This is a genomic window from Streptomyces sp. WM6378 (genome assembly GCF_001279695.1).
Lineage (GTDB): Bacteria > Actinomycetota > Actinomycetes > Streptomycetales > Streptomycetaceae > Streptomyces.
On record NZ_LGDD01000307.1, the window covers coordinates 1 to 21,496 of the forward strand.

Here is a 21,496-nt window from a genome sequence, read left to right on the forward strand (position 1 = left end):
GGCGGGGGCGTCATAGCCGGGGGCGGCGGGGGCGTCGTAGCCGTCGGCGAAGCTGACGCCGACACTGAGGGCGGACAGCCCCGTAACCGCTGCGACTACGACGGCAGCGCGCTGAAACTTGCGCATGGTTTGGCCCTTTCCTACCTGGGCGCGAAGCCCTGGGTTGATTGCTCAGCGTGAAGATATATATAAAAATCGCGGCAATCTGGGACCTTTGCCCTGCCATGTGTCGTGTCGGCTCAGACGAGACACCCCTCGACCCTTGTCATGTGTGGTGAGGCGGATGTCGACTCAACATGGGCCGAGGTACGCCGAGTTGAGTCGTTCCGGACGGTTTTCCGGGAGATCGCCGGGCTGTCGATTCCGTAGGATCAAGCGGCCGCAGGGTGGCCGAACGGCGATGGCAGGCCCGGCGAGGGCTTGGGCTCAGGGGTTACAACTGCGCGATGTCGTGCGGGCGAGCGCGGACCGGCGTGGCCGAGTCGGTCGGTGCGCCGTTGGGCCGCTGGGGCCGGCCGGTGCGCCGGTCCACCGGTGCGGGCAGCGGGGCCAGTGGGTGACTGCGGACGTGCCAGGTCTGGTACGCCGTCAGGACGACGAGCAGGCCGCACAGAGCCGCGGTTCCGCCCACGGTGCCCCAGCCCAGGCCGCCCTGCGCAACCGACTTGGTCAGCGAGTCGCCGCCCGCCGCGCCCAAGGGGCGGGTGAGGACGAAGGCCAGCCAGAACAGGACGGTTCCGTTGATGGTGGTGAGGTAGTGCGCGGCCACGATCAGCAGCATGATGCCCGCGATGACCAGGAAGGCGCCTCGGAAGCCCAGGCCGGTGTCGTCGGAGAGCCAGTCTCCACTGGAGGTTCCCAGGGTGTTGGAGACGAGGATCGCTGTCCAGTAGAGAATTTCGCCGGTGCGGCTGGAGATGTTCTCCACGTCGTAGGTCTGCCCGGTTCGCAACCACAGGAGGAAGACGAGCACGAGCAGGATGGTCAGGATGACGGCGCCCCAGGCGTAGCCGACGCCGTCGGGTGCGCTGCCGTGGCCGAAGCCGCGGTTCATGAAGTCGGAGATCTCCGTGCCGACCATGCTCGTCGCCAGCACCACAGCCCAGTAGAGGGCGGGGTGGAACCGCCGGGCCCGCACCTGGGCCACCACGACGACCAGGAAGAACGCGAGGAAGAGACACGCTGTGGTGACGTAGCCGAGCCGGAAGGTGATGCCCATGAGGTCCCCGGCGGTCTCGCCCAGCGTCACGGCCACCGTCTTCAACACCCAGAACAGCAATGTCACTTGGGGGAGTTTGCGCAGCACGTATTTCGGCTCGCGCTGTGACCACGGCTGCTCCAGCATCTGCACGGTCTTCCCACTTCCGATCGCCACGCTTTCCCGGGCCTGCCCGCTGCGGCTCGCGCCGGGCTCAGGCGTGCAGCCATAGTGCCAACCCGGACGCCCCGACAGCCCGTTACCGCCCCACCGCGACCGATCGTCACTCGAAGGTGCTATCCGTCTGCCGTGCCCGTTGCCACCGCGTGCCTGATAGCCCCGACTGACGCTGGACGCCGACGGCTGAAGAGGGCTGTTCATAGCAACAGGACACCGACCCCATCGGCCATGCGCCCGCGCCGTTCACACCGGTCTCCGCCGCCTGACGCGCGCTCGCCGAGGATGCGGCCAAGCCTTGGCAGCGCCGCTTGATTCGGCATCCGGCAAGATCACGCCAAGCGACATGACTTGCGCAGGGTTGACGAGAGCGCTCTCAGGAATCCAGCACGGCCGCGACGGCCTCGATCTCCACGAGCTGATCGTCGTAGCCGAGCACGGTGACACCCATCAGGGTGCTGGGAACGTCATGGGCACCGAACGCGTCCCGCACCACCTCCCAGGCGGCCACCAGGTCCTCCTGCCGGGCCGACGCGACGAGGACCCTGGTGCTGATGACGTCCTGGAGCGAGGCGCCGGCGGCGGCGAGCGCGGTCCGCATGTTTTCGACGGCTTTCGCCGCCTGGCCTGCGTAGTCCCCGACGGCCGCTGTGGAGCCGTCGTCGTTCAACGGGCACGCGCCGGCCAGAAAGATGAGGCGCGACTCGGCGGGAGCCGTTGCCGCGTAGGCGTACTCGGCCACGTCGGACAGCGCGGCGGAACGGATCAGGGTGACGGCGCGAACCACGGTCGTCGGGTCCTTTCACACGGGGCGGGAAGCGCGGCCATCCTGCCAGCGCCCCAGCCTCTCCCGCCTCCGCTTTTCGCCGCCAACCTCTTTGCGCAGGCTCGGAGATCGGTTGGTCGGCAACGAATTTCCCTCCGCCTGTCACACCCTCCCGCCCTGCCGTGTCAGTGCGGTGAGACGCAGCAGCACCGATACGGACACCACCCTTCGCTGCGCCAGCGCGGCCACGGACAGCGCGACAATGGCTGAGCGACCAGTAGGGGCCGCGCACCGGCCAGTCTGCGGGCACAGCAGAAGCGCCGCTGGCGTGCGGGGTGAGCGGACACCTTCCCGCATGCCGGCGGCGCCAATGCTGAGCCCAACTACCCTTCCTCCAGGCCTACTTGACCAGCACCTTGAAGATCTTGTCCGAGCCGGCTCCCCCCGTCCCGTTGTTGTCACCGTTGGTGGTCGAGAGCCAGAACGCGTCCTCCCCCGGCACCTTGGTGACCGTACGCAGCCGCCCGTACGAGCCCACGTAGTACGCCGTCGGGGTACCCACGTTCTCCGTGTCGCCCGTGATCGGGATGCGCCACAGCCGCTCGCCCTTGAGGGCCGCCATGTACACGACGTTGCGGACGATGGCGATGCCGCTGGGCGAGGCCTGGCCGGTGGGCCAGCTGGCCTTCGGGTTGGTCATTCCGGCCGTGCTGCAGGGGCCCTCACACGTCGGCCAGCCGTAGTTGGCACCCGGCTTGATGAGGTTCAGCTCGTCCTTCTTGCTGTCGCCGAACTCGGCCTCCCACAAGCGGCCGTTGCGGTCGAACGCGAGGCCCTGCGGATTGCGGTGCCCGTAGCTGTAGACGTAGTTGTTGAACGGGTTGCCCGGGGCCGGCTTGCCGTCCGTGGTCATGCGCAGGATCTTGCCGTTGAGTGAGTTCTTGTCCTGGGCGAGGTCGGGTGTCTGGGCCTCGCCGGTCGAGGCGTACAGGTAGCCGTCGGGACCGAAGGCGAGCCGTCCGCCGTTGTGGTACCTGTTCTTCTTGATCCCCTGGAGCAGCACGGTGTAGTTGCTGAGAGCGCTCCCGTTGTACGTCATGCGCACGACGCGGTTGCCTTCCGCCGCGGTGTGCATGAAGTACACATAGTGGTTCGTGGCCCACTTGGGGTCGACGGCGACGCCGAGCAGACCGCCCTCACCGTCGGTGGTGACCGCGTTGGGAACGCTTCCCACCTGCGTCTTGGTCCCGTTCGGTGTCACCTTGTACACCTTGAAGCTGTCCCGCTCGGTGACCAGGGCGCTGGAGTTGTCCGGCATCCAGTAAGTGCCCCACGGAATGGTCCAGTCGATGGACAGCGTGGTGATCGAGGACGGGACTCCGCCGTCGGTCTGACAGGTGGCCGTGGTGAAGGAGACAGCGTTGCTGGCCGGGGATACGTTGCCGCCCGCGTCCTTGGCGACGACGGTCAGCGAGTACGGGCTGTCGCAGGCCAGGCCGGTCAGGGTGGTGCTGGTGCCGGGCGGGTTGCCGGTGACCGCCTTGTAGACGTTGTCGCCACTGCGCACCTCGTAGGAGGTGACACCCTTGTCGTCGGTGGAGGCACCCCAGTTCAGGTCCACGCTGTTGGCGGTGACATGGGACGAGGTGAGGGTTCCGGGTTTGGTGGGCGGATTGGTGTCGGTGCTGGGCGGCGTGGTGCAGTCGATCGCGGGGCTGGCCTGTGAGACGTTGCCGGCCGCGTCGCGGGCGAGCACCGTCAGGTTATACGTGGTGTTGGGGGTGAGCCCGGTGAGGTGGTCGGAGGTGAGGGTCCCGTCCACCTCATTGATCTTGTTGCCGTGCTCGTAGACGTCGTACTTCGCGACGCCCACGTTGTCGGTGGAGGCGCCCCAGCTCAGCGTGAGAGCGCTCTCAGTGACCGCCGAGCAGGTGGGTGTGCCGGGCCGGGTGGGGGCCTGGGTGTCGCCGCCCGATGCCCCGCTGAAGTCGACGTAGTCGATGTTGGCGAGGCCGTCGGCGGTGGTCGAGGCGAGGCGGATCTTGTTACTGCCCGCCTTGACCGCCACCGTGAGGGTGGAGTCGGCCCACGTGTCCCAATTCGCCGTTGCGTCGAAGGCTCGCGCGACGGACACGACGGCGCCATTGACCGACACGTCGGCGGGACGGTTGGCGCCGGTGCCGTTCGCGTAGCGGATGTCGATGGTCGCGTTACCCGCGGCGGCCACGTTGACGGTGACCTCGACGTAGGCGCCGACCGCGTTGTTGGAGTTGACGAATCCGGTGCCGGAGTAGTTCTTGTGGTTGGTGTCGACGGTACTGCCGGTCGAGCGGGTGCCGCTCTCGGCCTCGTAGCGGGTGGACGCGGCGGAGGCCGGCTGCGGCGCCGCCTGCACCAGGCCGGCGCAGAGCAGCAGCACGGCAGCTGCCGCCGCCTTCCGGGCCCGGCCTCTCGCAGGGCGTGGGGGTGTTGCGAGACGCATCTGATCCTCCGTCAGGAATCTTGCGGTACCCAGTAGTTGCCGGAAGTCACGATCATGGACTGGAGCTGCACGCTGGCGCCGTAATAGAGCTTCGGGTCCACCGGGGAGGCGGCCAGCTTGCTCCAGAGCGCGTCGAGCCAGGCCTGCGAGCCGGGGTCGGTGAGTGCGGCGACGGCGAACGGAGCGGTGAACGCCATGTCCTTGCCGCTGTCGAACGCCGTGCCGTTGAGGTGGTACCCGGTGACGATCTTGCCGGGGTCGCCGGCGGTCTTGCTCTTGATCCAGCCGTTGAGCTTGCGCGCGGAGGCGAGCGAGGCGGAGTCCCCACTGGTCACCGCGTCCGCGCCGATCCGCCACGCGTCGCGGCAGGCGTTCCAGCCGTAGTCGCCGTCGTTGGCGGATTCGAGCACCTTGCCCGCGGCGGGCTTGGGCGTGCCGTTGGTGTTGACGACGAAGTCGGCCAACAAGCCTGCATTGGCAGCATACTTGGACTGCTGCGAGGTGATCAGCTTCTGGTGCGCCGTGCGCACGGTGTCCCACGTACCGTCACCAGTCGCCGACTCGAAGGCCCGGAAGTGGTCGGCCATCCAGTCCGAGGAGCGCGAGATCCAGTAGTGCGACTCGCCCGGGGTCGACCAGTCGCCGAGCAGCATCAGGTGCGTGGTGGGATTCACCTCGCTCTTCTTGATGGCATTGATGTGCTTGACGGCCAGATCTTTGTAGTCGTACGTCCCCGAGCTGCCCCACTGCTTGTCGGCGAGCAGCAGCCCGTACGCGACATCGAGGTCGCCGTCGGTCGCCGAGTCGGAGCCGTCGACGCTCTTGCAGGACTTGTCCTGTTCGGCGGCGAGCAGCCCCGAGTTGTTCGACGAAGGGTGGGCCAGGACGTACTTGATCATGCCGTCGAAGATCTTCTTGGCATCGTTGTCGGCGCCCGCCATCAGCGCGGTGACCACCATGCCGTACCCCTGCCCCTCCCCCACATAGGGGTGGTCGGCGTCCGGCGAGAGCGTCTCGTACCAGCCGTTGCCGCAGTCCTGCTTCACGAAAGCGGCCTTCCACGCCTTGTACTTGTCGACCACCTGCTGGTCGATCGCGGCCTGACTGCCGGAGGGCTTCAACGTCCCTGCGGCGTATGGGATTTGGTGGCTGCCGAAGGGGACGGCGGGGCCGCTCGGCGCGGCGGCCGCGTACGGCGCTGCCGTCAGGGCGCCCGCCATGAGACCTGCCGTCGCGACGAGGGCTGAGAGCGCTCTCCTGCACTGCTGATGCGTCATGTCGGCCCGCCCTCAGCCCGCGTACTGGGAGACGATTTTGGTGAAGGCGTACGGGGACTGGCCGACCCCGCTGCACGAACTCCCGGCATCCCCGCCCGAGCCGCACTGCCGGTCCCGGTTGACCGCCCAGAAGGTGAAGCGCGCTATGTGGTGCTGCTTGGCGTAGCCGAGGATGGTCTGGAAGTCGCCGGTGGTGACGGTCTCGTCGGACTCATCGGTCTTGCCGTTCATGGAGGAGACGCCGATGTGCCGGTAGGCGGCGTCGTCGCTGTAGCCGTAGGCACTCTTCACCGCGGCCTTCAAACCTTCGAGAGCGCTCTCCGTGGCCGAGCCCATGGTGCCGCTGTGGCCTTCGAAGTCGAACGGCATGATCGTCCAGCCGTCGTTGGCGAGCCCGGCGGCCGCCCCCTTCTTGATGAGGTCCTTGCCGTTGGCGTCGGGCCCGCTCGGGGCCGTCCCCATGGTCACGTACGTGACGATGCCGGGGTTGTTGGTCTTGACGATCTTCAGCGCGCTCACCACGCGCTGCCGCACGGTGGCGTTCGAGAACTCGGTGGCCTCGATGTCGATGTCCAGCGCCTTCAGGTGGTACGCGTTGATCACCTTCTGGTACGCGCCGGCGAGCGCCGAGGCGCTGGAGCACTTCTCGCCGAGCTTGTTGCCGCTCCAGCCGCCGACCGAGACGACCACGTCGCCGCCCGCGCCGCGAATGGACTTGATCGCGCTCTCGTCGGAGCCGCCGGTCAGCGCGCGCGAGCCGTCCCACTTCGGGTTGCAGCCGCCGTCGGACAGGATGAAGGCCAGCGTGAACCACTTGACACCGGTCGCAGCCATGACGTCGGTGGGCTTCTGCGGATTGCCCCAGCCGAGGTACTCGTACGGGGCGACGGCCATGGCGCCCGAGGCGGCGGCCGCCTGCGGGGCATCCGTCGCGTTGGCCTGGGGGACGGCGGCGATCAGCGGCAGGAGCAGACAGCCGGCGCCGGCGAGGGCCGCGGCGAGACGGTTTGGAGGTACGGGAGCGTGCACGGGGGTTCCTTCCATGGGGCGTACGGGGGCCTGAGGTGCTGGGGGGTCTCTTGAGGGGGGTGCACTCGGGACTACTGCGGATCACTGCGGGCTACGGGGCAGCGGAGCCGCTGCGAGAGCAGCGAAAGCCGCCGGGGCACCGCGACCCCGTTAGGAAAGCTTCCTAACCATCACTGCATCGCAGTGCCTGGAGCGCCTGGTGTCAATGACTCGCGCGGGATCAAATCCCTTTCGCAGTACATGAGTTGGGCGTCTGAGGGCAGGCCGGAGCGGGGTGACGGCCGCCCCCGTCACCCCAGCCCGCTCCGGCAGAAGCCGCCCCCGGCGGCCCTGCCGAAGCCCCAAGGTCCCGTCAGCCCCGGTCCGGGTAGTCCGGGTTCGGGGCGCCGGTGTCCGGCCTCGCCGCGAGCCCTATCTGGCCGGGCGGCGGGTTGAGAGCGCTCTCGGGCTCGTTCCGTACGGCGGTGGACGTCGTCGGCCGGGCCCGGATGAGGCGGGTCTCGCCCGGGCGCAGACTCGCGCCGTAGGAATCCGCGACAGTGCCGCCGCCCGCTCCCGACCACAGGTCGGTGACCTTGGCGCTGCCGGAGAAGCCGGCCTGGGACCAGTTCACGCCGACCGTCGCCTTCCCGGACGTACCGGTGTTGAAGAGCGCGAGCACGTAGTCGCCGTCGGCCTCCCGCTTGCTGAAGACCTGGCCCGGTCCACTGCTGACGATGCGCTTCGCGGCGACGCCGTCCTGGTCGACCGCGAGGACCCGGTCGTTGGTGAGCATCGCCTTGTCCGTGGCGTTCAGGGCGACGAGGTCGGTGCCGAGCAGGAGCGGGGAGGCCGCCATCGCCCACAGGGTGAGCTGCGAGCGGCGCTGGTCGGCGGTGAGCCCGGCCTGGTCGCCGTTGCCGATCTCCAGGGAGTCCAGGTCGTTCCAACCGCCGGGGCCCGCGTACCGCGCCCAGTTGGCGGCCGTGTTGAAGCGGGACGAGACATGTGACCAGTCGGTCAGGGGGTAGCCGCTGCCGTTCGGCCCGGGTCCGCAGTAGCACTCCACGTCACCCTGGGTGCGCCAGCTGTTCGCGAGTTTGCTCCAGGTGGTGGCGTCGGCGATGGGGAGGTTGTTGGACAGCGCGAAGTTGATCGGCCTGCCGCTGGCGCGCAGCGCCCTGTCCCAGGCCTGGACATCGGGAATGTCCGCGCTCCCCACCCCGTCGATCTTCAGGTAGTCGACGCCCCACGAAGCGAACTGCTTCGCCCAGGAGTTGACGAACTCCTGGGACCCCGGCTTGCCGTAGTCGATGTAGTACATGTTCTTGCAGTTGTAGTTCTTCTCGGTCCTCGTCGTGTCGGCGATGTCCTTCGCGTGGTACGACGTGCCCTCGATCGGGGTGTTCTTGGTGACCGCGTTCTTGGCGATGCCGGGGGTCACATAGAAGCCGAACTTCAGGCCCTTGGCGTGGATGTAGTCCGCCAACGCCTTGATGCCGGACGGGAACTTGGCGCTGTCGACGGTCCAGCGCCCGTACGAGTCGACGACGAAGCCGTTGGAGTCGCACTTCTGGTAGAAGTCGTCGAGGTTGACGTAGAGGAAGCCGTGGTCCTTGAGGCCGCTGCCCGCCATCGCGTCGGCCTGCGCCTTGATCTCGGGCTCGGTGGGCGTGCGTCGGACGTACGACCAACTCGACCACCCCATGGCCGGTTTGACGGACTGTCCGTTGTCCGATGCGGCGGCGTGCTGGGGTGCGGACAAGCCTGCACCCGCGAGGGCCAGGCCGAGTCCGAGTGCGGCCGCGGAGAGTGCCCTGAGCCTGCCGGGAAGTACTCTGGGGCTGGTCACGGCGCCTCCGCGTCGTCGATGGTGGAACCGGACGGCAGGTTGAGAGCGCTCTCAGCCCTGGTGCGGGCCAGGGGCGCGGCCGAGCCAGTCGTGGCGTATGCGCTCCCGAGCCATGTCTCGTCGATCCGCAGCCGCTCGTAGCGGGCGGTGTCCGTAGAGGCGGCGTAGGTGCTGGTCACCTCCAGGCGTACGTGGCTGGTGGAGACGGCCGGGATGTCGATGAAGGCGACTCCCCGCGCGCTCGGCAGGGTGCCGGACTTCACCGGGCTCCCCCAGTCCTTGCCATCGGCGCTGACGTACACCTTGTAGCCCTTGATCCGAGCCGACTGCTCGGTGTCCGAACGGACGTAACTCACCGAGTCCTCACGCTGGTTGATGCCGAGGTAGCGGACGGTCTTGGCCGCGCCCAGGCTGAAGTCGAGTCGCACCGGGAGGGTCTTGTCGCTGTCCCAGTACGTGAGGTAATCGCCATCCGCGGCGGCCGCCGCACCATGACCGCTCGCCGAGGCCGAGGCACTCATGGTGTAACTGGACGGGGCGATGATCCCGGTGCGCCCCTTCGTGGTCACCTTGAGGACAGTGTCGTACGGGTCCCACCCGGACAAGCCCGTAAGGCTGAGCGTGCCACCAGACTGGCTGTACGAAATCGCCGTGCCCGTACGGAGGTTGGTCACCCCGGTCACCTGGTAGCCGTTGTCGCGCAGCTTGAGGGTGGAAGTGCTTGGCGGGGTGATGACGTGGATGTACTGGAGGTTCGGGTCGGTCTTGCTGATGGTGGTGACACCCTGGGCACCGTCGTTCCAGAACCCGGGTTTGAGGCCGCCGTACATGTAGCCGCCGCCCTCCACGCCGTGCAGGGACTGCCAGATCGGGGTGAGGTAGCCGTTGGCGAAGTCGTTGAACGCGCTCTGATTCGACGGGAACTTGCCGTTCACCTGGGCCGTTTCCGCCATGAGGGCCTTCACCGACGAGCCCGCGTTGCTAATGAGCCGCCCCAGGGTGAGCTTCTTGTCCACGGCCGGGTTCGAGCCGTCGTACCACCAGGCCCCGGTGGACGGCAGCTTGAAGTCGGCCTCGGTCAGACGGGGTTGTGCGGTGTAGAGCGCCTGCGGGTAGTCGTACGACGGCGTCATGCCAGTCTTCTGCTCATTGCTGATCATGTCCATGATCGGCGTGTCTTCGTTGTTGTTGCTGATCGTGTAGCCCGGGCGCTTCTGGTAGATCTGCTGGTACAGGTTGTGGCTCAGCCAGTAGTCGTTGTCGTTGTCGATCCAGAAACCGCCGAGGTCCGGGTAGCGGTCCATGACCTCGAAGAAGTTGTCGTAGCTGAACTGCCCGAAGCCGTCCCGGGTGGTCAGATCGACCTTGCTGCCCTTGTACGCCGAGTAGCCGGCGGAGTCGAGCCACTCATGACCCCCGTCGGCGTGCCACTGCGGGTCGTCCGTCATGTACAGGATCGTCTTGAGGCCCTTGGCCTTGGCGGCCGCGATCAACTCGCCGAGGAAGTCGCGCTTGGTGGAGCAGCTGCCGGGGATTTTGGAGGGCCACGGGCGGGCGTAGCCGAGGCGGCTGTGGAAGGTGGCGAGGACGAGGTACTGGGCGTGCAGCTTCTGCGCCTCGTTCACCCAGTAGTCCGGGCTCCAGCCGCCGGCTGTGACGTCGGACTCCCAGGCGGCGCAGTTGGTGTGGGCGGGCGCGGTCCGCTCGCCCCAGTGCAGGAAGAGCCCGGAGGTGGAGGCACGCAGGAAGTCCTGGCGCGGGTTCTGCAGATCGGCGCGGGCGGGGGCCTGGAGCGAGAGTGCGCCGAGCACCAGGGCCACCACGAGCAGGAGTCTTGTGGTCAAGCGACCGGGCCTGACCGAGAGCGCTCTCATGCCGGTCCCTCCAGGTGGTCGAGGTGGGCCGCGCGGTTCGCGGCGCCGGCGGTGACACGGGCAGTTCCGGCGCCGGTTTCGTGAGCGTCGCAGGACTGGGTGGAGCCGGTGCCGTTGATGCGCAGGGCACCGCCGGTGGTGTTCTTGCTGTCGGCGACGCAGTAGCCGCCCGGCACGTTCTGGAAGGCCAGGTCGTAGGGGCTCTTGGCGCCGCGCTGGACGGTGAAGCGGGTGAAGGTGACCGGGCCGCCGCCGTTGGTGATGACCGCCGGCCGCCCGTCGTCGGCGGCGAACCGCACCGAACTGTCGGTGAAGGAGATGTGGTCGGCATTGTGGAGGTACCAGCCGTAAGCGGGCCGGATGCCGATGGAGTTCGGGTTGTAGTCCGTCGCATTGTTGGTCGGCACGGTGGTGGACGTGGTGCCGTTGCCACCCGGCACGGTGAGGTGGACGTTGGTGAACGTCACGCCGTCGATGTGGTTCGCGCCCGCCTCACCCCACAGGGTCGGCGAGAACGACGGGCTGGTGCCGGTCGCCGTGATGTTGTCGTAGGTGATGCCGGAGATGTGGCCCGCGCCCGGGCTGTTTCCGCAACGTTTTCTGGTTCCGATCTTCAGCATGATCGGTGAGTGCACGTTGGCCATGGTGATGTCGCGGTAGTGGACGTCACTGATGTCGGCGCCGTCCATCGAGACCATGCCGAGCCCGGATTTGTCGGCGCCGTTGATGGTGATGCCCTGGAACTGGTAGTCGGCGAAGTCGCCGCAGGTCTCCGAGCCGAACATCAGAGCGTTGCAGCACTTGGCCGACAACTTGCTGTCGTGGACCGTGACATGGCCATTCGTCAGTTTGACGCCGAGTGCGTAGTCACTCTTGAAGACGAGGGCGTCGTCGTTGGCCGCGATGACGGCGTTGGTGATGGTGACATGGGTCGCGCTGATGACGTCCCAGCCGTCGCGGTCGCTCGCCGTGTCGATGGTCAGGTGGTCGGAGGTCACCTGCGTACAGCCGTTGATGAGTGCGGCGAAGTGGCCGCCGCGGCGCAGGGTGATCCCGCCGCCGAGGGTGAGTCCGTTGCAGCGGGTCAGCGACAGGATCTTGTCGGCCTGGCCCGACTTGGGGTTGCCGGTGATGAGGTTTCCACCGCCGTCGATGACTCCGGCTCCGGTGAACCCGATGTTGGTCAGCCGGTCGCCGTAGATCATCGCGTTGTGGAAGTGACTGTGCCCGTAGTCCTGGTATTGGTCGTACGGGTTGGGCTCGGGCGCATCGTACTTACCGGCGTTCGAGCCCTTCAGGGTGGCACCGGAGTCGAGTTGCAGCGTGACGTTGGACTTCATGTGGAGGGTGTTCTGCGACTTGTACGTGCCGGAGGGAAACCGCACGGTCCCGCCGCCAGCGGCGTTGGCCGCGGTGATGGCCTTGTCGACGGCGGGGCTGTCATTGGCCGAGCCGTTCCCCTTGGCGCCGTAGTCCTTGACATTGAACTCTGGTGTGGAGGTGGTTAGTTGGTGGTCCTGGGGCGCGGGGCGGGCCGGGGACGACACGGCCAGCGCAGTGGTCGGTTGCACCAAGGCCAGTAACCAGGCGAGGAGCAGCCCCCCGAGTGTGAGCCATCTCTTCATGTGTGGGTGCATGGGAACGTCTCTCTTTGACGGGTGGTCAGTTGAATGTGTCGGACGAGTGATTGGGTGACTGGCCGGGTGAGCGGTCAAACGAGCTGGTAACCGCGGAGGTTGGTCAACAGCAGATACGTGTTCTGCAGGGACCCGGAGGTGTCCCCGAGGGAGCGGTAGATGCCCCACTTCGGGCGGACCCGGTCGCCAAGGAAGGTGTCGACGCCGGTCGCCGACTTGTCGATGACGGTGGTGCCGCCACTCTTGAGGATCCAGCGCACCGAGCCCGCAGTCTTGTCACCGATCTTGATTTGGAAGTCGACATCGGTCCATGTGTCATGGAGGGGGTCGAGGTTGGTCCGGCCTATCAGGGTGCCGCTGATGGGGAGTTGGAGCTCGATGGTCTGCATCCCCTTCACCCGCCGCAGCGACTGCACGACGATCGGCGAGGTGCCGTTGCCGGGCTGCTTCATCTGCATGATGTGGGTGAAGGTGGTGGTCGCCTTCAGCGAGCTCGGGATGAACATGGAGTACGTGAGTCGCCAGGTCTGGCCGGGCAGCCACTTCAGGTACGAGCCGCCGTTGCGGAGCCCGGTGATCTCCTGGCGCTGCCGGTCTGTCATGGTGTCGCGGTCGACGGTGTGCATGTTGAAGCGGAAGTTGTCACCGTCGGGGAGTATGTGGGGGTGTCCGGCGGGGTGTGAGTTCGCCCGGTCGTCCTCGATCGTTTCGAAGGCCTTGAGCCCGTCGGCGGCCGCCGACGGCGCCCACTTCTGCTGCCAGGACGCGGCATGTGCGCCGGCCCCGGGCAGTCCGGCCGCCGCCGCGCCGCCCAGTGCGGCCGAGAGCAGGGCCCTGCGGGTGGGAGTCATCGGCGGGTCACCTCGACCTGAGCTGTTCGCTCATGATCAGGAAGGCGCCGAGGCCGTGGAAGTCGTTGGTGGCCCGGGTGCGCCCGACGTAGTAGGAGTAGTCACCGACATTGGTGCCGATGGAGATGTCGGTGAGGTTGGTCCGGCCGTCCGAGCCGAGCGAGATCTTGGCGAGTACACCGTGGTAGCCGCGTTGGGCTACGGCCTCGAAGTGCGGGTCGATGTAGCCCTGTTGGACGGACCGGTCGAGGGCGTAGGTGAACATGCTGGAGCAGGAGGTCTCGGTCCAGTTGTCGGCCTGGGAACCCTTGTCGACGACCTGGAACCAGCGGCCGGTCTTCGGGTCCTGATAGCGCTCAAGCCCTCCCGCCAAGTCCCTTAGATATCCCATGAGTTGGGAACGGCGTGGGTGGTTGGCGGGGATGGCGTCCAGGACGTTGACGACGGCCATCGAGTACCAGCCGATGGCCCGGCACCAGTGTTCGGGAGCGAGCCCGGTGGTGGGGTCGGCCCAGCTCTGGGTGCGCGACTCGTCGTATGCGTGCTTGAGCAGCCCGTTGGCCACCTGCAAGTGGCTTCCGTAGACCGCGAGTTGCTTCGCGGCCTCGTCGTTGGTGTAGGCCGAGTCGTTGAACTCCTTGCCGTACTCGACGAGGAACGGGTTGACCATGTAGACGCCGTCCGCCCAGAGCTGATGGGCCCTGCTGCTGGAGTCGGCGTGCCAGAAACCGCCGTCGGACGTGCGGGGGTAGGTGTTCAGTCGGTTACGGATCTTCTGCGCGGCGACCCGATAGCGGTCCTGACCGGTCTCGCGGTGCAGGATCACCAGGAGCCGGCCGGCCTGCATGCTGTCGAGGCTGTTGAAGCTCTGGTTGATGCCGCCCTTGCTGTCGACGAACCGGTCGACGTAGCCCTTGATGAAGGAGAGCAGCTTGGCGTCGTGGGTGCGCTGGTAGACCTCGTACTGGCCGTAGAGATACAGGCCGACCGGGTAGGACCAGCCGCCGATGGACGTCGGGGTGAAGCGAGCCAGCGTCGACGTGGTCATGGCGACCGACCAGTCGGTGGCTTTGGCGCCCCCGGGCTGCGATGCGGTCGCGGGGGCGGTGGCCCCGAGGGTGAGACCGGCGACGGCGAGGAGTGCGGCGAGCAGGGTGACTAGGCGCCTGCGAGGTCGGCGGTTTCGGGTGGCGTGCCATGGGCGGGCTGGGGATCTGGTCATGGTCACCTCAGGTCACGTCGGGGAGAAGGTGCGGGCGTCGGATGTGCTGAGCGAGGGCGTCGGGACGGGGTGGGCTCGCGTTCAAACTCGGCCGCGGCGGCCGGCAGCTGTGTCGAAGGAACGGGGTGCGGCCGGGCTCGGGGCGCTGAGAGCGCTCTCGGAGACGATGCGGCGCAGGAGCGGGTGGTCGGGGGCGAGGCGGCAGGCCGGGTCGGTGCGGGCCGCGTCGCCGGTGAGGGCGTACGCCTGGCAACGGCAGCCGCCGAAGTCGACGTCACGGCGTTCACAGGAACGGCAGGGCTCGGCCATCCAGCCGGTGCCACGATAGGCGTTGAAGGCGGGCGACTCCCGCCATATCCATTCCAGAGAGCGCTCTCGTACATTGGGCGGGTCGAGCCCGGGCAGCGCGGCGGCGGCCGGGCACGGCAGCACGGTGCCGTCCGGCGCGACGGTCAGCGAGAGGGCACCCCAGCCACCCATGCAGGGTTTCGCCGTGCCGTCGAAGTAGTCGGGCACCACCCACACGAGTTCGGTACGCCCGCCGAGCCTGGCCTGCCACACCTCGACGGACTTCCGCGCCTGCTCCAACTGACCTCTGGAAGGCAGGAGTTGATTCCGATTGAGCAGGGCCCAGCCGTAGAACTGTGTGTTGGCGAGCTCGATGCGGTCGACTCCCCAGTCGAGGCCCAGCTCAACGATCGCGTCGAGCGCGTCGAGGTTGTCGCGGTGCAGGACGACGTTGAGGCCCAGCGGTAGCCCGGCTGCCCGGACGACTGCGGCGGCCCGCGCCTTGTCGGCGAAGGAGCGGCGCCGCCCCGCGATCCGGTCCGACTCCTGCGCGTCGGAATGCTGCACGGACAGCTGTACGGAGCGCAGCCCGGCGTCGGCGAGTGCGCCGAGGCGGGCCGCGTCCAGGCCGATGCCGCTGGTGACGAGCTGGGTGTGAATGCCGGCCGCGTCGGCGGCGGCGACTATTTGCGGCAGGTCGGGCCTGAGCAGCGGCTCACCACCCGAGATGTGCGCCTGGACGACACCCAACTCACCCGCTTGTCCCATGACTTGACACCAGGCGTCGGTATCGAGCTCACTGCTGCGGCGGACCAGCTCCAGCGGATTGGAACAGTACGCGCAATGCAGGGGGCAGGCGTGGGTCAGCTCGGCGAGCAGCGCCCAGGGTGGTTCGACGGCGGTCATCGCAGCCAGCCCTCCTCACGCAACCTGCCGAGAAATAACGGGACTTCGGAGGTGACGGGCGCCTCCGGGTGACGCGCGGCCAAATCGTGGACGATCTCCCGCACTTCGCGCTCACCGTCGCAGAGCCGGACGATGCTGCCCGCCGGTCCGTGCAGCACGACGACCCGCTCGGGCAGCACCAGCAGATCGACTCCCCGCACCCGGTCGCGCCGCAGCAGCACGTGCCGAGAGAGCGTGGGACGCCAGGCGGGGTCGCGGGCGAGGGGGTCGGAGGCGAGCGGGTCGAGGGTGGGCGGGTCGGAAGTGGGCGGGTCGGAAGTGGGCGGGGTGGCCGTGGCTGCGCCCGGGGTGGTTTGTGGGTGCGGGGCCGAGGGGCTCGTGAGAGCGCTCTCGTCAGCCGTTTCCGCAGGAACGACCGTGCTGGACGCACCCTCGGCATGCACCCCGAGAGCGCTCTCAGCCCCCACCGCCGAAGCCCGGTCCGCCTCTCTCACATCCCGCACCTCCCTCAGCTCCCTCACGTCCCCCACCTCCCTCACCACCTTGGTCACCCCTCTCATGCGACTCCCCTCGCTCCCTCACGCCCGCCCAACTCCACCGCGTCGAGCAGTGACCACAGGACGTCGCACTTGAAGGTGAGGGCGGCCACGCAGCGTTCTTGTTCGGCCCGGGTGCGGGTCCAGCCGCTGACCAGGAGCAGGGCTTCGGCGCTGTCGCGGCTGCCCTGTTCTATGCGGGTGCGGAAGTACTCCAGGCCGGCGGGCTCGATCCAGTCGTAGTGGTCCTGGAAGGCGTCGATGCGGGTGCGCATGATCCCCGGTGCGGAGAGTTCCGTGAGGGAGGCGGCGACCGCGTCCAGCGCCGGGTTGAGCCGGCAGAAGTTGACGTATCCCGCGACGGCGAGGCGGACTCCGGGCAGGACCTCGGCGCCGGACCACATGCGTTCGCGGGTGATTCCGGCGGCCTCGCCGAGGCGGAGCCAGCGTTCCATGCCGCCCGTGCCGTCGGCCGGTCCGTCGTGGTCCTGGATGCGGCGCAGCCACATCCGGCGCAGGTGCGGCTCGTCGAACTTGGCGAGGATGTGGGCGTCCTTGACGGGGATGTTCCGCTGGTAGTGGAAGCGGTTCAGGATCCAGCGCCGCAGTTCCTCGCGGTCGAGTCGGCCCTCGTGCATGCGGACGTTGAAGGGGTGCCGGTCGTGGTAGTGGTGCTCGACCACGGCACGCAGCTGACGCTCGAACTCGCCTACAGTCCAAGGGAGTTGGAGGCTGCTCACAGTTCGATCACCATCCGCTCCGCGGCGACTTCCAGGCCCCGCTCGGCGAGCCGTGCGTGCTGGGCGGCCGCGGGGTCGTTGAGGGGGTTGGTGTTGTTGAGGTGGGTGTAGAGACAGCGGCCGGGGAGTGCGGCGAGGCGGTGCGAGGTTCCGTGTGGCCCGACGATCGGCAGGTGGCCCATCGCGGTGGCCGTGCGGGTCGAGATCTCGCTGCGTACGGGCTCGTCGTCGTCCCAGAACGTGCCGTCGAGGATGACGACGTCGGCGCTCCGTACCGCTGCGTCGAGCGCGTCGGACCAGGTGGCGACCGCGGGGGCGTAGACGACCGAGGCGCCGGTGGTCGGCTCGTCCAGCCGGAGCGCGACCGACCAGGTGGGGTCGTCGGGCTCGGGACCGGCCGCGTAGCGAGGCCGTTTGGCGGAGACGGGTATGGCGCTGACGCTGACCTCGATGGAGCCGGGTGTGGAGAGCGCGTTCAGCCGGTCGTCCGGATCACGTCGTTCGGTGGGGCCGGGCGCTGAGAGCGCTCCCGGCCTCTCCCCCTGTCCACGACGCCCGTCGTCGCCGGCGGCTGAGAGCGCTTCCAGCGTCCCCGTCCGCTCGCACCCTTCGGTGGAGCCGGCGGCCGAGAGCGCTCCCGGCCCCCGCTCGCCCCCTTCGCGCGCTCCTGGCCCTTCTGACCCCCCACCCTGCCGCCACCGCCCCACCGGGCCCGCCGCCGAGAGCGCTTCCGGCTTCTCGCTGAGCTCGCGCCATTCGATGGCCGTATAGGGGCTGAGCACATCCCCCAGCCGCAACCGGTCGAGGAGTGCGTCCCGTACGGGCGTGGTGGCCCGGACCGTGAAGCCCTCCGTCTCGCGGAGGCGGGCGATGCCGAGGGTGTGGTCGAGTTCGGCGTCCGTGAGGATCACACCGGCGACCGGGGTCTCGCGCGATCCGGGGCCGGGCAGCAGGGCGGGGACGGATTCGATCTGGTCCGTGATGTCGGGACCGGCGTTGACGATGTGCCAGCGGGTTCCGGGGCCGCCGGACCTGACGGCGAGGGAGGCGTGCCGGCGGCGGCGCCGCGGGTGGACGCGTGCCCCGGCACAGCCGGGACACGCGCAGTTCCACTGCGGGACCCCGCCACCCGCCGCGGTGCCGAGCACCTGCAGCAGCATGGCGCGGCTCCTACCGGTCGGCGTGGAAGTAGCCGGTGACTTCGAGCGCGGTCTCGACGACCGTGTACTCGGGGGTCTCCCAGACCGCGACCGCCGCCGTTTCCTCCGATGTTTCCCGTGTGTCCTTCATGGGGTGTACCTGCCTTCCTGAGAGGTGGGGTTCAGGAGTGAACGGTGTGTGTCGCGCCCATGAGCAGTTACCTGAGCAGGGCAGACATGGTGTTCACATGAGTGTCCGGCGTTCAGTTATGTGCCATAGCGTCGCGTCTTGTCGAGGCACGGTCAATGGTTCGGACCGATAAGGTCGGAGCTGTATCGGCCAATCATCTTGCGCCGCACGGTCACGCGCTCCTGAACGGCGAGTCAGGAGCGGTACTGAACCGCAGGTCAGGTGCGATCGGGTGGGCCCGTTGGGAATGCGTCGCTCCGCTCGTTCGTTGAGGATGGGAGTACCAACCGACGACGTAAGGATCGACCGCTCGTGAGCAAGGTCCCCTCCATCACCCTCAACAACGGCGTCGAGATGCCGCAGCTCGGTTTCGGCGTCTGGCAGGTGCCGGACGACGAGGCCGCGAAGGCGGTCGCCACCGCCATCGAGTCCGGGTACCGGAGCATCGACACCGCCGCGATCTACGAGAACGAGCGGGGCACCGGCCAGGCCGTCGCCGCCTCGGGGGTCGCCCGCGAAGACCTCTTCGTCACGACGAAGCTCTGGAACTCCGAGCAGGGGTACGACTCGACCCTGCGCGCGTTCGACGCCTCGCTCGACAAGCTCGGCCTGGACTACGTCGACCTGTACCTGATCCACTGGCCGGTGCCGGCCAAGGACGCTTACGTCGACACGTACGCGGCCTTCGAGAAGATCTACGCCGACGGCCGGGCCAAGGCGATCGGCGTCTCCAACTTCCAGCCGGTGCACCTGGAGCGGCTGCTCGGCGAGACCTCGGTGGTCCCGGCCGTCAACCAGATCGAACTGCACCCGCAGCTCGCCCAGGCGGAGTCGCGCGCGCTGCACGCCAAGCACTCCATCGCGACCGAGGCCTGGTCGCCGCTCGGTTCGGGCCGGGGGCTCCTCGACGTTCCGACCGTGGTGGCGATCGCGCGGAAGCACGGCCGCACCGCGGCGCAGGTCGTGCTGCGCTGGCACCTCCAGATCGGCAACGTCGTGATCCCGAAGTCCGTAACGCCGTCGCGGATCAAGGAGAACATCGACGTCTTCGACTTCGAGCTCGACGCGGACGACCTGGCCGCGCTCGCCGCGCTGGACGAGGGCAAGCGTCTTGGGCCAAACCCGGCCGAGTTCAACCTCGGCGCCTGATCACACGCGCTGACCAGGCCCTGAAGAAAGGGGCGCCGTCCGACCTGGTCGGACGGTGCCCCTTTTGTCGCTTATTGACTTTGGTTGGTCAGGTACCAACCAAGAATGTTCATTCAAGTGCACCGCCCAGGCAAAGCGTTCGACATCAAGCGACAAATCCTCTTGTCCTGCGCATGACCTTCCCGATGGGATCGCGAAGACCGCCCCGCGCGGCTTCACCCCACTCAGGGAGCATTCATGCACATAGCCCGCCCCCGGACTCGTACCGCAGCAGCGACAGTTGGGGCCACCGCCCTTGCCGCCGCCGCGGTGATAGCCACCCCGCTGTCCGGGTCCGCCACCGCCGCACCTGCCGTCCCGCAGGTAAAGCCCGTCCCGGCCATCTCCGGGCAGCACCTCGCCCACTCGACCAGCGGCCCGCTCAGCACCGAGCAGTGCCAGGCCAAGTGGAAGATCGCCTGCTACGGCCCGCTGCAGTACCGCCAGGCGTACAACCTCAACCCGCTCTACAAGGCGGGCATCACCGGCAAGGGCCGCACGATCGTGATCGTGGACTCCTTCGGCTCGCCGACGATCCAGCACGACCTGGACGTGTACAGCAAGCAGTACGGCATTCCCAGCAGCAAGGTCGACGTGGTCAAGTGGGGCAACGTTCCCAAGTGGGACCCCAAGAACAAGGACATGACCGGCTGGGCCGGTGAGTCCACGCTCGACGTCGAGATGGCGCACGCCGTCGCGCCGGACGCGAAGATCATCCTGGTCGAGACCGCGGTCGCCGAGACCGAGGGCGTCACCGGCCTGCCCGAGATGATGGACGCCGAGAAGCACCTCATCGACCACGGCATCGGCGATGTCATCACCCAGAGCTTCGGCGCCACGGAGAACACGTTCCCCGGCTTCGACAAGGGTGACTTCTCCAGCATCAAGAACCTGCGGTACGCGTTCAAGGACGCGGCGGCCCACGGCGTGACCGTGCTCGCCTCCTCCGGTGACGGCGGCGCCACCGACAACACCGCGGACGGCAGCGGCTACTACAAGGAGCGCGTCAACTCCTGGCCCTCGTCCGACCCGCTGGTCACGTCGATCGGCGGCACCCAGCTGCACCTCGACGACCAGGGCAACCGCCTCAGCCCCGAGAGCGTGTACAACGACAACGGTTCGGGCGGCGGCGGACAGTCGCACGTCTTCGAGCGTCCGTCCTTCCAGAACGGCGTGCGCGGCATCGTCGGCAACCGTCGCGGCACCCCGGACATCTCGATGGCGGCCGCGGTCAACGGCGGCGCCTGGGTGTACTCCAGCTACGACCCGACCGCCGTCGGCTGGGACGTGTCCGGCGGAACGAGCGAGGCGAGCCCGCTGTTCTCCGGCATCGTCGCCCTCGCCGACCAGGCCGCCGGCCACCGCCTCGGCAACATCAACGACGCGCTGTACTCGCTGTACAAGCACCAGGGCTACAAGCCGGGCTCGGGTCTCGTCGACGTCAACGACGGCACGAACAACAGCTACCAGGGCGTCACCGGCTACACCGCGGTGAACGGCTACGACATGGCGACCGGCGTCGGCACCATCGACGCGGCCCACTTCGTGACCGCGCTGGCCCGCGAGAGCCGCCACCACTGACGGCACCGCACCATCGCGTGACGACGCCGCCGCCCGATTCCTCCGGGCGGCGGCGTTGTCATGACCGTATCCTTCGAGATCATGAACGACACGCAGAACCCCGCCCTGCCCGAAGGCCGCTACCTGGTACGCAACGTCGCCAGCGGGCTGCTCCTTGAGGTGTACGGGGACGCCAAGGGCAGCGGGGCCAATGTGCAGCAGGGCAAGGAGAGCGGTTCCACGGCGCAGCAGTGGCACATCTCCCCCGTGCACAGCGGCGGCGGGCTCTATCACCTGGTGAACGTCAACAGTGGCAAGCGGCTCGACGTCGCCAACGCCTCCACCGAGAACGGCGCCAACGTCCAGCAGTGGAAGGCCAACAACTTCGGGGCTCAGGAGTGGCTCGTCGAGCGGCACTTGGACGCTCCCGGGCGAGTCACCCTGGTCAGTTACATCAGCGGGCTGCTCCTGGAAGTCGCGCATGGTTCGACCGAGGACGGCGCGAACGTGCAGCAGTGGGAGGACACCGACTCGCCCGGGCAGTGGTGGGAGTTGGAGTCTGTCGTCGAGTGAGCGGTTCATCGGGTGGGTGAGGTGGGCGGCTC

General features: G+C 68.0%; 18 protein-coding genes. 3 read left to right on the top strand and 15 right to left on the bottom strand.

Annotated elements, in window-relative coordinates; genetic code table 11:
* Positions 1-433: 433 nt before the first annotated feature.
* The 15 genes from ADK54_RS28905 to pqqA all read right to left on the bottom strand — a co-directional run bounded on the left by ADK54_RS28905 (position 434) and on the right by pqqA (position 18,104).
* Positions 434-1,375, bottom strand: a complete 942-nt coding sequence (locus ADK54_RS28905; protein WP_199827050.1) for a hypothetical protein — start codon at positions 1,373-1,375, stop codon at positions 434-436.
* A 376-nt stretch (positions 1,376-1,751) separates the two neighbouring features.
* Complete coding sequence (locus ADK54_RS28910; protein ID WP_053728689.1) at positions 1,752-2,162, bottom strand: RidA family protein; 411 nt, start codon at positions 2,160-2,162, stop codon at positions 1,752-1,754.
* 379 nt (positions 2,163-2,541) lie between these two features.
* Positions 2,542-4,560, bottom strand: a complete 2,019-nt coding sequence (locus ADK54_RS28915) for a PQQ-dependent sugar dehydrogenase (protein ID WP_234392244.1) — start codon at positions 4,558-4,560, stop codon at positions 2,542-2,544.
* A 74-nt stretch (positions 4,561-4,634) separates the two neighbouring features.
* Positions 4,635-5,900, bottom strand: coding sequence for a glycosyl hydrolase family 8 (locus ADK54_RS28920; RefSeq protein ID WP_053728691.1), 1,266 nt, complete (start codon positions 5,898-5,900; stop codon positions 4,635-4,637).
* 12 nt (positions 5,901-5,912) lie between these two features.
* A complete protein-coding gene (locus tag ADK54_RS28925; protein ID WP_234392245.1) occupies positions 5,913-6,929 on the bottom strand; it encodes a chitinase in 1,017 nt (338 codons plus the stop codon).
* A 352-nt stretch (positions 6,930-7,281) separates the two neighbouring features.
* Positions 7,282-8,760: a glycoside hydrolase family 27 protein gene (locus ADK54_RS28930; protein WP_078966719.1), complete on the bottom strand. Its 1,479-nt coding sequence runs from the start codon at positions 8,758-8,760 to the stop codon at positions 7,282-7,284.
* Positions 8,757-10,604 (bottom strand): discoidin domain-containing protein, encoded by a 1,848-nt coding sequence (locus tag ADK54_RS28935; RefSeq protein WP_234392246.1) that lies wholly within the window; start codon positions 10,602-10,604, stop codon positions 8,757-8,759. Before ADK54_RS28935 ends, ADK54_RS28930 begins: the two co-directional genes overlap by 4 nt.
* A gap of 26 nt (positions 10,605-10,630) precedes the next feature.
* Complete coding sequence (locus ADK54_RS28940) at positions 10,631-12,205, bottom strand: glycoside hydrolase family 28 protein (protein ID WP_234392247.1); 1,575 nt, start codon at positions 12,203-12,205, stop codon at positions 10,631-10,633.
* 140 nt (positions 12,206-12,345) lie between these two features.
* A complete protein-coding gene (locus ADK54_RS28945) occupies positions 12,346-13,122 on the bottom strand; it encodes a hypothetical protein (RefSeq protein WP_053728692.1) in 777 nt (258 codons plus the stop codon).
* A 7-nt stretch (positions 13,123-13,129) separates the two neighbouring features.
* The gene (locus tag ADK54_RS28950; protein WP_053728693.1) at positions 13,130-14,344 is read right to left on the bottom strand and encodes a glycoside hydrolase family 88/105 protein; all 1,215 of its coding nucleotides are present in this window, start codon (positions 14,342-14,344) and stop codon (positions 13,130-13,132) included.
* An 81-nt stretch (positions 14,345-14,425) separates the two neighbouring features.
* A complete protein-coding gene (gene pqqE, locus ADK54_RS28955; RefSeq protein ID WP_053728694.1) occupies positions 14,426-15,538 on the bottom strand; it encodes a pyrroloquinoline quinone biosynthesis protein PqqE in 1,113 nt (370 codons plus the stop codon).
* Positions 15,535-16,059, bottom strand: a complete 525-nt coding sequence (pqqD, locus tag ADK54_RS48595; RefSeq protein WP_324610203.1) for a pyrroloquinoline quinone biosynthesis peptide chaperone PqqD — start codon at positions 16,057-16,059, stop codon at positions 15,535-15,537. The genes pqqE and pqqD overlap by 4 nt, the downstream gene beginning before the upstream one ends.
* A 35-nt stretch (positions 16,060-16,094) precedes the next feature.
* The gene (pqqC, locus tag ADK54_RS28965; RefSeq protein ID WP_053728695.1) at positions 16,095-16,814 is read right to left on the bottom strand and encodes a pyrroloquinoline-quinone synthase PqqC; all 720 of its coding nucleotides are present in this window, start codon (positions 16,812-16,814) and stop codon (positions 16,095-16,097) included.
* Complete coding sequence (locus ADK54_RS43890; RefSeq protein ID WP_234392248.1) at positions 16,811-17,974, bottom strand: MBL fold metallo-hydrolase; 1,164 nt, start codon at positions 17,972-17,974, stop codon at positions 16,811-16,813. Before ADK54_RS43890 ends, pqqC begins: the two co-directional genes overlap by 4 nt.
* A 10-nt stretch (positions 17,975-17,984) precedes the next feature.
* Positions 17,985-18,104, bottom strand: coding sequence for a pyrroloquinoline quinone precursor peptide PqqA (gene pqqA, locus ADK54_RS42710; protein ID WP_063802074.1), 120 nt, complete (start codon positions 18,102-18,104; stop codon positions 17,985-17,987).
* A gap of 351 nt (positions 18,105-18,455) precedes the next feature.
* Here pqqA and ADK54_RS28975 point away from each other — a divergent pair, with 351 nt between their 5' ends.
* The 3 genes from ADK54_RS28975 to ADK54_RS28985 all read left to right on the top strand — a co-directional run bounded on the left by ADK54_RS28975 (position 18,456) and on the right by ADK54_RS28985 (position 21,464).
* Positions 18,456-19,292, top strand: coding sequence for an aldo/keto reductase (locus tag ADK54_RS28975; RefSeq protein WP_053728696.1), 837 nt, complete (start codon positions 18,456-18,458; stop codon positions 19,290-19,292).
* 237 nt (positions 19,293-19,529) lie between these two features.
* Positions 19,530-20,912, top strand: a complete 1,383-nt coding sequence (locus tag ADK54_RS28980) for a S53 family peptidase (RefSeq protein ID WP_053728697.1) — start codon at positions 19,530-19,532, stop codon at positions 20,910-20,912.
* Positions 20,913-20,993: 81 nt separating this feature from the next.
* Entirely contained in the window at positions 20,994-21,464 is a 471-nt protein-coding gene (locus ADK54_RS28985; RefSeq protein ID WP_053728766.1) for an RICIN domain-containing protein, read from the top strand.
* The last annotated feature ends 32 nt before the right edge of the window (positions 21,465-21,496 follow it).

Coding starts and splice junctions, on each gene's coding strand:
- pqqA (WP_063802074.1), bottom strand. CDS start 18,104: ATGAAGGACACACGGGAAACATCGGAGGAAACGGCGGCGGTCGCGGTC.
- pqqE (WP_053728694.1), bottom strand. CDS start 15,538: ATGACCGCCGTCGAACCACCCTGGGCGCTGCTCGCCGAGCTGACCCAC.
- ADK54_RS43890 (WP_234392248.1), bottom strand. CDS start 17,974: ATGCTGCTGCAGGTGCTCGGCACCGCGGCGGGTGGCGGGGTCCCGCAG.
- ADK54_RS28985 (WP_053728766.1), top strand. CDS start 20,994: ATGAACGACACGCAGAACCCCGCCCTGCCCGAAGGCCGCTACCTGGTA.
- ADK54_RS28980 (WP_053728697.1), top strand. CDS start 19,530: ATGCACATAGCCCGCCCCCGGACTCGTACCGCAGCAGCGACAGTTGGG.
- ADK54_RS28950 (WP_053728693.1), bottom strand. CDS start 14,344: ATGACCAGATCCCCAGCCCGCCCATGGCACGCCACCCGAAACCGCCGA.
- ADK54_RS28920 (WP_053728691.1), bottom strand. CDS start 5,900: ATGACGCATCAGCAGTGCAGGAGAGCGCTCTCAGCCCTCGTCGCGACG.
- ADK54_RS28945 (WP_053728692.1), bottom strand. CDS start 13,122: ATGACTCCCACCCGCAGGGCCCTGCTCTCGGCCGCACTGGGCGGCGCG.